The organism is Mesotoga infera, from assembly GCA_011045915.1.
Lineage (GTDB): Bacteria > Thermotogota > Thermotogae > Petrotogales > Kosmotogaceae > Mesotoga > Mesotoga infera_D.
The window spans coordinates 1-14,085 of the sequence record DSBT01000085.1 but is presented as its reverse complement, the minus strand read 5'-3'; the positions used below and the strand labels follow the sequence as shown (position 1 = coordinate 14,085).

The window sequence follows — 14,085 nt, the reverse complement described above, 5'->3', positions numbered from 1 at the left end:
CTATTTATCTATTCACTTCTCAAAGCTTCTACAGGGTCCTTCCTGGCAGCCATCTTTGCGGGAATCAGGCCACCCAAAATCGTAAGTAGTACGCTTGCACCTGCAAGACCTAGAGCAGTGAGGGGATTCAGATAGGCAACATCTGGTAAGCCAGTCATTCTTTCAATTATTGAGTTTACTGGCAGAATCAACAAGGAGGCAACAAATATACCCAAAATTCCCGAGAATGTCCCGATGACGAAGTTTTCGGCATTAAAGACCCTTGTAACATCGATTTTCCTCGCGCCCAGTGCCCTTAATATACCTATCTCTCTGGTTCTTTCGGTCACAGAAATGTAAGTAATTATCCCTATCATGATCAGGGAAACCGCAAGAGAAATCAAGGCGAAAGCCAGAAGAACAATCGTTGCGGCGCTAAGCACTCCATCAAGTAATCCCGTTATAGTGGAAGCAAGATCAATGTAAATTACTCTATCCTCATCACTCTTACCTTCGTTCCAGGCATCGAGATACTCGATAACCTTCTGCTTTGATTTAAAGTCCTTTGGATAAAGCACAACCGAAACTGGTGTCTCAAACGCCCCTAGTTTCTGAAGAGTGTTTCTCTTGGTTACCGGAAGAGTGATACCTCCGATTAACCTGGACGTGATATCTGGAGGGATAAGCGAAAGAATGTTGAAGAGATCCGAAGCAAACTGCTCTCCGGTAAGGATGTTCACATAGAGTTCCTTCTGAGCCTTCACTATCTCCGATTTCACTGCATCCTGTATAAACATCTGGGCAAGGCGATCGGAATATGCTAATCCCTCATCTAGAACGGAAAACTCAATGTAATCCTTCGCCCTAATAATTCCGGAGATCTCTAGAGGTATTCCGACTTCACCATAGTAAAGCTCCATCAGCTCGCTCATTGACGACTTTGGTGAGAAGCGCATTCCGTTCTTCACGTAGAAATCATTGTTACTGACTGCCTTGATTCTTAATCCAACTATGTCTTCAACAGCGATTTTCTCTTTGTCATAATCTACGCCCAATGCCTGCAGAATCCCTTTAGAAATTCTGTTGTCTTGCTTAACTATCATTACGAGATCAGTAGGTTTTCTCGGGAAGGAGCCTGCAACAAGATCAAAGTTACTCTCCAGATACCCTTGACTTTCTGGATCCAGATTCTCAGGATACGAGGTGAAGTTCACTTGAGTCTGATCAACCGTCTTTGCCATCTCTCCGTATCCAGCAACTAGGTTCATGTTAATGTGTCGAGTATATGTGAATCCCGAAAGAAGCTTCGGATCTATGTTTTCAACATACTCAAGATACTCGTCAGATAAATCGTTGTTATGAATCAAAATCTCGTCACTGGGATCATAAGGAAAAACAAACAGCCCTTCAGCATCGGAAAGACCCATTGAGGATTCGAAACGTTGGTAATTCCGAGAAGCAATATCCACTGTCGTCTGACTGACCATTATTGGGAAGGTCGATAGGGTCTGTGCTTCGAAATCAGACAATTGCTTTCCGAAGCCACTTGATAGTGACAGAACAAGAAGGATTCCCACAATACCTATACTTGAAGCCAGAACTGTAAGCGCAGTACGCCATTTCTTCGTCATAATATTGGTAGCCGAAAGCTTTACCGCCGTTGGAAAGCTCATTCTTGTCTTCTTGATCTGGAGTTCCGAGTGCGGATCGGATTCGTTCGCAACTTTGCTGTCGGAAGCAATGGAACCGTCACGCAGTATGATCACTCTATCTGCATATCTCTTCGCGATCTCCTCGTTGTGAGTAACCATAATCACCAGTTTATTCTCCGCCATCTCTCTTATAAGCTCTATCGTCTGCTCGCCTGTCTGAGAATCTAGAGAACCTGTAGGCTCATCGGCAAGAATGATGTCTGGATTGTTGGCAAGAGCTCTAGCAATAGCCACTCTCTGCATCTGTCCATTAGAAAGCTGAAACGGTTTCTTATTTACCTGATCAGACAGACCCACTCTTTTTAAAAGGTTCATCGCTCTCTTCTTTCTCTCTGAAGGATGAACACCGCCCAGTATCATTCCCATCTGGATGTTGTCCAGAATGCTGAGATGTGGAATCAAGTTGAAGTTCTGAAAGACGAACCCGATACTCTTGTTTCTATATGCATCAAGTTCCCAATCTGTGAATTCCTCCGTTGACTTTCCATTCATGACGAGCTCTCCATGATCGCATCTGTCGAGACCGCCAATGATGTTTAAGAGTGTTGTCTTGCCAGAGCCACTGGGACCAAGAATCGCGACAAATTCGTTCACAGAAAAGCAAATCGTGACTTTGTTAAGCGCCGTCTGCTTCAATTCACCTACTTCGTAAATCTTCGATACTTTCGCCAGCTGAAGCATCTATGTATCACCCCTGAAATGAGAATCAACAGGTCATACAGAGATTATATTACTCAGGTACATCAATCACGATATCTTTTCGGATACAGGCCGAGATTCTCATTGCATGATACTTTTGCATTAGTCTTCACTTACTCATCGTGAAAAAAATTCTAAGACAACCTGGACTTCCGTATCACCCAAAAAACGAATAAGGAACTGTCTGACCCACCGTATGAAACTCTGCCACTTCAGGAAATCCGTTAGCATTTTTCCAGCTTTCATGTTGAGAACCATTTGCTCGCGCTAAGAAGATGAGAATCTAGCTAACGAAAGCAACTTGGAACGACACAATTCGCACCTGTATTATAATGATTAATAAGCAATTGAAACCCAATCCTTTGAAGCACTTGCATATTTGACAACTGGAGAAATCAAGCGGAATCAACAGCTGGCCGGAGGCGAAAGATGAAGCGGATTGTTTCTATATCGACTGTAGTGACCATGGCATGTATTGTCATTGCTTTCATGGGAAGCTTTGGCGGCGAGAGGACAGAGGAACTTTTCGACGTTGCCAGTGCATCGGACGGATTCTTGTTGATCGGCTTTTCTGAATACTACGATGAACCATACATTGAAACGCTTGTCCTTAAAACCGATTTTGATGGTCGGATTCTGTGGGCAAAGGAATATGGTACGCCTGCAGACGACATTGGGCGTTGCATAGCAATCGCAGATGACGGATCTGCTCTCCTTGTGTCCCGAGTCGAAGCTGGCGGTAATGCCAAACTGGTGGCAAGGTTAGTCGATGAACAAGGAAATCTTGTCTGGCAAAACAGCTACGGCAAGCACTCGAATTATTCTCCCTGGAGAGCTGTTTATGCTGGAGACGCCTTTGTCATTGCCGGTCAGTGCATGACGGACAAGAAATACCTTCAAGCAAGTTTGCTGAAGATTGACCTTGAAGGAAGACTTCTTTGGGAAAGAGACTTCGGAGGCGAAGGTTTTGACGGGGCTATGGATGTAATTGAGACTTCCGATCACAATCTGCTATCTACAGGCTACAGCTGGATTGAAGACCATGAGTTTCTTTGGGTTGCCCTCCTCGATCCAAAAGGCAAGACTTTGTGGCAAAAGGAAATCGGAAAGGCTGATTCTCTTAATCTTGAAGGAAGAGCTGCAGCTGAAATTGACGACGGATACCTTATTGCCGGTATTGCAAGCGACTTCTCTGGAGTGGGATACATTGTGAGACTTGACTTGGCAGGCGAGCTGATAGATGAGACTCGGTTCAGCGATAGATTCCCGGCAGCACTGTCTGTTCTGAAAGACGACGGGGAATATATATCTCTTCTCTCTTATGTAACAGTCTCCGAGGAGGGTTTTGGCCTAGCTAGAATCGGTGATAGAGGAAAGATCCTGGATGAAAGATTCTTTGAAATCGCTTCTTTCGAGCCACACTCATTCGCAAGGCTCAGCTCCGGCAAGTTTCTCGTAGTGGGCACATTATCTGACGAAGACTTTGGAAGACAGGCCTTCTGGATGTCTGCAGAGTTTTAGTCAATTTGAGACTGAGTTGTTCGAAACAGCCGCCGATGTGGAAACAAAGCAGAACATTTACGAAATTCTCAATCTGGCTGCCATTGTATTTAAACTCTAATTGCTGTTAGTCGTCACTCAAGAACCTGGCTTCTTTCCGTAAATCTGAGTTTCTTGCTTTGCATATCTCCTCGTAGCGACTTCCGCCCAGACACCGTACCTACCGCTCATGAGAATTTGCTCAATTGTTCTTAATGCTTTTCGACGGTCTCTTCCTTATCGACTTTTCGTATGAAACTCTGGAAAAATGATCTCAACTCACCTCTTGTTGACGTCCTCAGACCTTAAAATCATTGACAAACAGGAAACAGACCGCTGAACTGCATTGCCAAGCAACCCGACAAAGCAATCCCCAGACTAACAAGGTCCTGCCAGAGCTCAGTTTGACGAACTCATGAAATCAAGGGGAAACGAACCCTGATAATCCGTTTCGGGAAAATGTCCTTAGCCTCAGTTGATTCAAAGTGAGGATCTGCTGATTTCATGAGCCTTCTTTTCCGACACTGATGCGAATGGCCGTCAAGGAATTTGCCCAAGCGAAGAAGGCGTAGAACAAAGCATTCTGGCACGGGGTCTTTACTTTAGCCTGTTATCTTTCTGTTGCATACTTCTTATGCCGTTTCTGAAAAAAGGCACAATGAAAACTGTGTATTGTGGCTGATCTCCGTTGAAGGATTGTTTCGATAGTTGCCTCTTCGACTACATCAGCGAAATCCAAAGTCCTGTTTATAATGCTTTTCGTCATATTGCTCTGACAGAAAACGAATAAGCTACGTGATTTCCTCAATCATCGCAAGTATTGCATCGACAGTAAGCTTCTGCTGTTCAAGAAGGCTGATGACTGCCTTACCGTCCCCCTTCTGTGGTCCGTAATAGCCGAACTGAGCGTGGTTTCCTCCTTCAATCACGATGTACGTAGTATCTGCAGGTAAGAGAGATCTGCCTTTCTCAAGGGCGTCTTTGTCAATGACTGTATCCTCGCTGCCGTAGACAGACAACACATGTAGATCAGATTCAGACAGTGAGTCTACACTGGCCGGATAAGCGGCAAGCAAAATGAGTACGGAAACAATTCCCTGATTTCTGGATGCAAATCTCGCAGGCATAGATCCTCCCAGAGAATGCCCAGCCATAATCCAAATACCGATATCTGGATTGCTTTCAATTATGGCGGCTGCACTATTTGGGGAAAGAATGGCTAGATCTAGCGGCATGTCTACAAGAAAGGTCGTCAGATTTTTCGTCGCAAGCTCTTTAAGGAGCGGCGCATAAGCTATTGGATCAACCAGTCCTCCTGGATAGAAAATCACTCCTACTTTGCTCTCTTTTCTTGTTGAAAAGGTATGAATTCTGTCTTTGAAGCTGTACAAAACCATGTTGGAACTATTCAGAGCCTGCAGAGCTTCCACCATCGGCGGATATGGAACAAGGAAGTCGGCGGCACCGATCGCCAATCCAGTCACAACTGCTCCAAGAACAATTAACCATAGGTATGCATTTCCTCTGTTCATGGCCATCCTCCCTTCGGCATTCTACAGATAACCTTCTTATATCATTTGTACTGAGCTTTTGCATCACTTTCAAAGAGTGACCGATACTCTGGAAAGTTCTCTTTTGTGTTGTATCTGAACCCGGCAGCAAGCATCGATAGGTTGATGTGGTAAACTGTTTGCAATAAGAGGGCTTGTGTGGAATTCTTTCAAGAGAATCCGAAAACTTCTGGAGGCACTCAATGAAGTTGAGATCTGTCTTTGTCGCTGCATCTTCACTGGTCTATTTCATGATTGGTTTCACGGCTCAGTCAATAAACAGTGCCTTGCCCGCAATTGCAGTAGAACTCGAAATGAGTTATGACATGACCGGTCTTGTTCTTGGCCTTCCTTCTTTTGTCTACCAAATTGCAGTTCTAATTGCTGCAGTCATTTCGAGAAAGTTCGGTCCATTTCTTGCCGCCGCTACAGGGATTACCTGCATAACTTTTTCCGTAGTCTTCATGGCTCTTTCAAGAACTTATTCTACATTTCTCACTGGAAGACTGATGTTCGGACTTGGCCTTGGCATAACTGAGATTAGCATTGCCCTGTGCGTTTCACATTTGGCATTTGAGAAGACAGGCGGGGTCTTGAATCTGGTCTATTCTTTCTTTGCTCTGGGAAGCATTGTGGCTCCGGTATTCGTTTCGTTAGCTCTCTCTGATACTAGTAAGTGGCCTATCCCAATATTCGTGGCCTCTGCTCTATTTTTCTTTATCAGTCTTCTTTCCTGGATTGTTTGGAAGAAATCATCTGTTGAGTCCTCTCCTTCGGTTGAGAGAAGAAGACCTGCTCTGCCAAAAGATGCTGTTTTTTGGTTAATCACTGTTGGAGGGCTTATGTACGTTGGCTATGAGATGGGCTTGTTCTCTTGGCTTTCCACTTTTATATATGAAGAGAAATCCGCATCATTAAGGGTCGCTAGCCTTATGCCGTCTTTACTTGCGTTTGGTCTGTTTGTCGGAAGGATAATCACCGGGTTCGTGGTTGACAAAGTGGGACTTCAGCGAACACTTGTCGTTCTAGGCTTGATTTCATCTGTCGGATTCTCCCTTTCCTTCCTGACTGCGAATCCCATCGTACTTGCTCTGGGAGTCTTCACAACGGGTCTGGGATTTTCGGGAACATTTCCTACTCTCCAGGCAATAATGGTTTCAGGCTACAGGGAGAATCGCGAGGCAGTCCTTTCGATCTTTGCCGCATCTGGCTCCGTCGGTGTTGTGATCACAAATCTTCTGGTCGGCCGCATTAGCGAAAGCACGAACCTAAAATTAGGAATGCTGGTCATCGGTAGTCAGATTCTTGCCGCTTTGGCAGTATTTATTACTATCAGCCTTCTACACAGGAAGAGACTACGCAAAGGTCTCAACTAGAAGCGTTGAAGAAATCTAGAATATGGTCAGGATTTTTGATAACAACCAGATCACGGCGAATACAACGAGACCAACAAAGGCCAGGCTGAAAATCACGCGCAGTCCAAAAAAGGCCAACTTAACTGCAAGGCCCAGAAAAACCAATCCTCCAAAAATTGCAAGAACAAGAATGAGTATATCCATGATCTTTCCTCCGAATCTATTAAGATTTGCTGATATCAGATCTTCCGATACTGAATCCTGATTTGATCAAATCTACACAGGCTGAAACAACTTCCTCATCATAAAGTGTACCGGCATTGTCCTCGATTTCTTGAATTGCTTCGTCTAAACCTCTTGAAGCCCTGTATGGCCTGTGAGAAACCATTGCTTCCACCACGTCGGCCACCGCCACAATTTTCGATTCCAGAGAGATCTCCGATCCCTCAAGGCCTTCCGGATATCCAGTTCCGTTGATTCTCTCATGATGGTCCTTCACAATCTCCGCTATCGGACCGCCAAGTTGCACATCACGAAGTATTTCGTAACCAATGACAGGGTGACGTTTAATCAAGGACCACTCGAGATCAGTAAGCTTTCCTGGCTTCGAAAGGATCTCGGCGGGTATTGAGACCTTTCCAACATCGTGAAGTAGACCGGCGATTCGTACTGATCTGATTGATTCTTTCTCCAGACTAAGTCTCTCCGCTATTGCTGTGGCCAATTTGCTAACATTCTCTTGATGCCCCGCAGTATAAGGATCTCTCGCTTCAACTACTTTGCTGACTAACTCGACCGCCCCTTCAAGCGATGTGTTCACCTTCTTCAAGGCTTCGGCCAGTCTGTCCTTTGCAGTCAGAGCTTCTGTGACATCAATTATTATGAGGTTAAGCAACTCCATTCCAGCAGACTTGAAAGGTGAAGCAAATATCTCCACGTCGATGATCTTCTCACCGGCCTGCTTCTGCCGTGTTACAAGTCTGAGAGTCTCTCCCGAAAGGAGCTTGTTAATCTCTCTAAGTCCTTGACTGTCTGCTGTGAGATTCCTAATCGAAAGCTTCTTGAGTTTATCGGCATCATATTTGTAGAATTCGCAGGCGGCCGAATTTGCATCAACAATTCTTCCTGTTGATGGATCAATAAGCAGCATTATCGCCCCGTTCATTTTGAAGAAATTTCTGTAACGCTGTTCGCTCTTCACTAGTTCATCTTCTTCAAGTGCAAGAGTTAGGATGTCTCCGACTGATGCAGCGAACTGCTTTTCGTCAGCTGTCCATTCCCTTGAGGTTTCCATATCGCAGAAGAGAGATCCAACGATTTTCCCCCTGATCTTCAACGGTATATCGAGTATAGCTACAACGCCAGCCCCTTTAAGGCTGTCTATGAAGGCACTGCTTTTCTCAAGCTTAACATCAGAAACACTTAAGAATCGCTTATCGCTCACTAGGTTTACGTATTCGCCAGCCAGATCCGTGCCCATAGCGAGTGATCTATCTGTTCTTATCTTTCCTTCGTGCAGATCAAAGCTAAGCATCAGTTCCATTTCTCCGACCTTGTTCATCATATATATCCCTGCACGATCAACATTGAGAGAAGAACCTACTTTCTCAATCGTTTCTCTCATGAATTCATCAAGGGAAAATCGCCTGCCGGCTATCGCTTTCGAAATCTTGAAGAGATTTCTACCGGCCTCATCCTTGAATCTCTGAAGCTCTGTCATTTCAGTGACATCATAACTGAGATCCACTATCTCACCAGAAGGAAGCCGGTAAACATAGTTCACCCACCAGCCCTCTTGCTCCCCACAAATATATCGCTCGAGACCAACATTACGAGGTTCGCCGTCTTTGTAAGTTTTTTTCACTGCGTCGTACAGCGCGCTCGTCTCGAATGTTTGAAAGACATCTCTTACATCCGCACCCGACAAGTTACAGTCGACGCTTTCTGTGATTCCTCTCGGCGGCTTGAACTCCTTGAGAAAAAAGCTCTCACCGTCATCACGGCTATCGAGGATAATAAGGCCACCATTCATATTCTGCACCAGTTCGCGATATCTCGATTCGCTATGAGCGATTCTCTCTTCCTTCTGCCTCTCTTCAGTCACATCCCTAAAGATCAAGACAATTCCTGAGATTTCACCATCATCCGTGACGATCGGAGCCGCCGAGTCTGCTATTGAATAGACCTTCCCATTCTTGGACTTGAGACATGTGTGATTAGCCAAACCAATTTTCCTTCCAGTCTCAATAATATTCTCAATTGGAATCTGAGTTGATTCGCCCGTCTCTTCATTGAATATTTCCATGACATCATTCATTCTCTTTCCAACAATCTCTTCTTCTTCAAGACCAATTAAGTTGCAGGCGACACTATTCGCGAACACGATCATGCCAAATCCATCGGTTGCAAGAACCGCATCCCCTATGCTTGACAGAGTGACTCTGTATCGCTCTTCGCTCTCATTAAGAGCTTCGGTTGACTCAATGCGCTGAATGATTCTCCCGAGCCTCTCTGTTATTGAAAGAACCATCTGACCTTCCTCATAGAGAAATGCAATTTCGCTGTCACCACAGTAATAGACAGTTACACTTCCTACCTCTTTGCCTCTTCTCTTTATCGGTTCACGAATGAAGCGGTCGCTTTTCAAGGCTTTGCCCGATTCGTAAACTTTGTCCTTGTACACAATAACTGCAAGGGTGTTTTCTGGATCCATGAATGCATCGGGAAATATTCTTACAAGACTAATGATAATGTCTTCGATAGAGTTCTCAGCTCTATCAACAATTTTCGAAAAACTATATAAAAGATTCAGCTCTTTCTTTCTCTCTCTGAGTTGTGCTTCGAGACTCAAGTTTACACTCCTCGTCTCCCATTTTCTACTTGTCACTTTCTGTTCCCCCAGTAACTTTATCTCCCCCGGAACTCTTCGAGACATACAGATTATTGTCTGCTCTCTTGATCATTTCTTCAAGCTCGTCTTCCTGACCCACTAGACTTGCTATGCCGAGGCTGGCACTAACCTCCAACGGAACTCCATTGTACTCAATATCCGTTTCCCGAAATGAACGGAGTATTCTAAGCGCCGCTTCTTCAGTGCGTTTCGCGTCGGTCATTGGCAGTATTACTATGAACTCATCTCCACCGTACCGCCCAAATATGTCGGCCGCCCTCAAAATCTTGCAGCAAATTTGTGCTACTCTCTTCAAAACATAATCGCCACCGAGATGGCCCATTTTGTCGTTTAGCTTCTTGAAGTTATCAACATCAAACATTATCAAGCCCATCCTAGTTCCATAGCGCTTTGCCTTTTCGATTTCCCTTTCTCCCAGCTCGAAAAGACCTCTCCTGTTGTATACGCCTGTAAGGTAGTCCCTTATTGAAAGATCTCTTACCTCCTCGTGAAGGCGGGCGTTATTTATACCTATTGCAGCAATATCTGCAAATGCTTTCAAAGCTTCCAAATGCCTCTTCCTGAAAGCTCTTTCGATCTCGCTGTCAACGGCAATCATTCCAATAGATTCATCTTCAATAAGAAGGGGTACACCCATCCAGGATTTTATGAAAGCGAAATCCGGTTTGTTGAACTGATGGTATCTCTTCTGAGCATATTCGGCCAGGACTATCCGTTTCTTCTTGACAACATCATATCCAGGACTTCCAACCTCCATTGTAAACCTCGTTCCAAGGAAAGAGTCTCTCCCCGGCCAGCTGCCACCTACTATCAGCAGCTGGTCGCTATCGATTAGCTCAACCGCTGCGCTGTAGAATGGAATGACCTGTCTGAGTCCCCCAACTATGGATTCAATCACAGTGTTCATGTTAAGGTCTTTTGTAATCGCTTCGGTCGCCTTTCTCAAAGATTCAGAAGTGATGTGACTCCTCTTAATCGTCACGAAGTTCTTTATCTTATTGAGTGAAAGAGAAATGGTGGTGCCTATGAGCCTGTAGAGGTCTATACTCTCCTCGGTTAAGCCGGTTACCCTCTCTGTAACACTTTCAAAAGCTCCGATGACCTCATTGTTTGACTCAAGTGCTATACACACGTACCTCATTTCGATTCCATCACAGACTATGTCTTCCAGAAGTATGTGATTGCCGCTGAGCTTCCTTAGAACTTCGGGATCACCTTTTACGTCCATTGGGAAGATTTCCGTATTGCCTCTTGAAACCTTTAGATCAAAGGGATCCTCTTCACTGAAGATAATTCTGCAACCCACTATTCCCTTTTCTTCGTAAGCGCGGTTCACAATCTTCGAAGCAGCTTCTTGGAGGTTGTCTCCGCTAAAAACTAAGACATACAAATCGTTCATGAAGACCATCATACTGTCTCTAGTCCTCAATTCAGCCTGGAGCTTCACTTCGCTTGTAACTTCTCTCGAAGACATAGTCCAACCTTCTATTTCATCATCCTTAAGCAGAGGACTGACAGCCGTTTCCATCCATAACATTCTGCCGCTTTTTGTCCTTGTTCTATACCTGAAGGAACCATGTTTTTTCTCCGTGGCCAGCTTCTTCGATTCCTCAATGACCCTTTCAACATCTCTCCGATCAATCAGATCAAATGCCTTTGTTCCTACCAACTCCTCCGGGGTGAATCCAATTGTATTCACCGCAGAAGGCGACACGTAAGTGAAGATCAATTTTCTATCAGCCACTGCAAGAATGTCCAGAACATTGCCCTCAAAATTCTTTAGCAATTCGTCGCTTCTCAGTAATCTCTCCTTCAGCAGCACTTCTTCACCATGGAGAGCCTCTTCAGAAGGCTGTTTTTCACCACTGAGAGAAATAAAACTGATCAAGCACCTCAAGAAGCCTTTCTCATCTTCCGTCCAATCTCTGTCCAGAGACTTGTCTTCGCAAACCAGAGCGAATCCGGCTGTACCCAGTGAATTGACTATGACTACTGCGCCCCCGGATCTCTCTGAGATGATTCCATCTTTCTTCTCTTCTAAGATTCTCTCAATCCAGCGATTTTGCCTCTCTCCTGTTCTTCCGCTGAGAATTCTTGCGACTTGTTTCGTTTCGCTCTTCCATTCGCAGGTTTGTCTCGTGAAAAGAGACCCATCCGGCGTATCCTTGAACTCGTAGAGCGCAAGACGATCGGCACAAAGCGACTTTCCGGCCATCATTAGAACATCGCACAGCTTCGTTACGTGCCGTCCCTCAACAGACATATAAGAAAAGATTGACTCCAACGAATCAAACAAATCGCGTCTACAAACACCCATAGTTCCCTCCGCGGATGGACTGGAAGAACATTACTAACTGATTATATCATTGCAACATCCTGCCAAAAATCCTGAGTTTACTCTTCATTCTAAGCTTGGACAACTTGAGATAAAAGCCGCGCTCACGGTCCCTTGAAGTTTGGGATGCGCCCTCAATCGGTATCTACTTTCACGGAAGCCTCTCTTCGATCACATCCAGCAATTCTCCATCCGTCACCGACTTCTTTTCTTGGGCAATCCTTTCTTTCATTTTAGCCATCAATCGAATCTTCAACTATACTTTTCCTTCTGGAACAACAGCAGATTGCTCGTAAATCTCTAGAAGAGCAGAGCTCTGGTATGATGATATCATTGTTATTTCGTGCGCACTCCAGTAGAACGCCATCTCCAGGCACTTCTATTCCTTCTGATGAATCTCATGATCATCATTCTGTTCTGGTTCGTTAAAAATGAGTTGCTCTGCTCAGCTTGACTTTCTCGACGATTAACCTTTCACCTTCTTTGCAAGAGACTTGATTTTGTGAAAGACCAATAACAACAAAACGCGCAATTCTTGATGTCTGAGTCCTCCAATTCATTGATGCTTTCACTATAAGGAAATCTTTGTATTGCTTTCTCAATTCAGCGCACTCGAGATTTTAGAGGCTTTGAAGGGCTTGAGCACCATATATCCTCAAGAATGGCAATCTCAAGATATCGAGATATCTGCTTCTATTCGAAAGCAGTGCTAAACTTAGTTATCGGACAGTGGAGGTGAAAGATGCGTTTCCTTGAGCAATTTCTTGAGAAAGAAGTTAGACCTGCACTTTGTTGCACGGAACCTGGAGCGATCGCATTTTGTGTTGCTCTTGCAGCAAGCAAACTTGAAGGAAATATAGAAAAAGTGGCAGTTACTACCAGCGTCAACGTGTACAAAAATGGAATGTACGTGGGAATTCCAGGTACTAATGAAAAGGGAAATGAGTTTGCTGCCGCTTTAGGGGCTGTATGCGGAGATGCAGCCCTCCAGCTCGAGGCACTTAGGCCTTGCCGAATCGAATCGGTTGATCTTGCAAGAGAGATGATAGACAAAGGTCAGATAAGTGTGATCTGTGATCAAGATCTATTTGGAGTATTCATAGAGGCCTTGCTGTCTAATCAGAATCACTCTGTTCTTTGCAGGATAATTGACAGTCACACGAATGTTGTCTTATTACAGATAGACGAAAAAGAGGCTCCTTCAAGCAAGGAATACGTGCCTTCCGAAGCATTGGAATTTACTCCTGAAGAGATATTTGAGTCAATTGAGGGAATCACTGAAATAGAAATCAAGAAGATCTTCGAGGGAATAGATATGAATCTTGAGATTGCCAGATTTGGTCTTAAGGAAATGTTGCCTTCGGCAGAGAATTTCAGAGACTGTGAGAACAATAGTCTGGGATACAGGATTCGCAGATATTGTATAGCGGCTTCAGCGGCCAGGATGTCGGGTGTTCCACTTCCTGTAATGAGCAGTGGCGGAAGTGGCAACCAGGGAATCGTCGCCACACTTCCAGTGGCTCTGACCGGTGAGCACTTCCAAAAAAGTCGTGAGGACATTGCGAAAGCAGTCGCTATTAGCCACCTTTTCGCCGGTTACATTAAGAGCAAACTCGGCAGGGTTGCCCCGATCTGCGGATGTGTTACAGCCGCAGGAACTGGGCCGCAGCAGGAATTGCCTATCTTCTTGGAGGAGCGAGGGAGACTATCGAACAAGCGATGCTTACAATACTATCTAGCACAACGGGGATCATGTGCGATGGCGCAAAAGAGAGCTGTTCATTGAAAGCGGGCCTAGGGGGCCAGGAAGCATATAGCTGCGCATTACTGGCAATGGACGACCTTGGAGTTAAGTCGGAGCAGGGATTCATCTCCATCACTCTGGACAGGTCGATAGAAAATATCCAGCTCCTTCTTTCGAAAGGCATGTCAAAGATCGACTCCGCAATAGTTGAGGTTCTAGAAAACAGAGAAAGGAAAAAATCCTCTGAGCGAAACATTGAAT

At 44.9% G+C, this 14,085-nt stretch carries 6 protein-coding genes and 1 pseudogene; 3 read left to right on the top strand and 4 right to left on the bottom strand.

Features of this window, described 5'->3' with window-relative positions; all coding sequences use genetic code 11:
- Positions 1-8: 8 nt before the first annotated feature.
- Positions 9-2,372 (bottom strand): ABC transporter ATP-binding protein/permease, encoded by a 2,364-nt coding sequence (locus ENN47_02945; GenBank protein HDP77141.1) that lies wholly within the window; start codon positions 2,370-2,372, stop codon positions 9-11.
- A gap of 447 nt (positions 2,373-2,819) precedes the next feature.
- Here ENN47_02945 and ENN47_02940 point away from each other — a divergent pair, with 447 nt between their 5' ends.
- Positions 2,820-3,911 carry a hypothetical protein gene (locus tag ENN47_02940; protein ID HDP77140.1) on the top strand — a complete coding sequence of 364 codons (1,092 nt, stop codon included), beginning with the start codon at positions 2,820-2,822 and terminating at the stop codon, positions 3,909-3,911.
- 809 nt (positions 3,912-4,720) lie between these two features.
- Here ENN47_02940 and ENN47_02935 read toward each other — a convergent pair.
- On the bottom strand, positions 4,721-5,461 hold the full coding sequence (locus ENN47_02935; protein ID HDP77139.1) for an alpha/beta hydrolase: 741 nt from the start codon (positions 5,459-5,461) through the stop codon (positions 4,721-4,723).
- 221 nt (positions 5,462-5,682) lie between these two features.
- Between ENN47_02935 and ENN47_02930 the strand changes: the two genes are divergently transcribed.
- Positions 5,683-6,855, top strand: a complete 1,173-nt coding sequence (locus ENN47_02930; protein ID HDP77138.1) for an MFS transporter — start codon at positions 5,683-5,685, stop codon at positions 6,853-6,855.
- A gap of 202 nt (positions 6,856-7,057) precedes the next feature.
- Here ENN47_02930 and ENN47_02925 read toward each other — a convergent pair whose 3' ends face one another.
- Together ENN47_02925 and ENN47_02920 are read right to left on the bottom strand one after the other, a co-directional pair.
- The gene (locus ENN47_02925) at positions 7,058-9,364 is read right to left on the bottom strand and encodes a PAS domain S-box protein (protein HDP77137.1); all 2,307 of its coding nucleotides are present in this window, start codon (positions 9,362-9,364) and stop codon (positions 7,058-7,060) included.
- Positions 9,365-9,710: 346 nt separating this feature from the next.
- Entirely contained in the window at positions 9,711-12,062 is a 2,352-nt protein-coding gene (locus tag ENN47_02920) for a diguanylate cyclase (protein HDP77136.1), read from the bottom strand.
- A gap of 760 nt (positions 12,063-12,822) precedes the next feature.
- Between ENN47_02920 and ENN47_02915 the strand changes: the two are divergent.
- Positions 12,823-14,085, top strand: a pseudogene (locus ENN47_02915) (serine dehydratase subunit alpha family protein).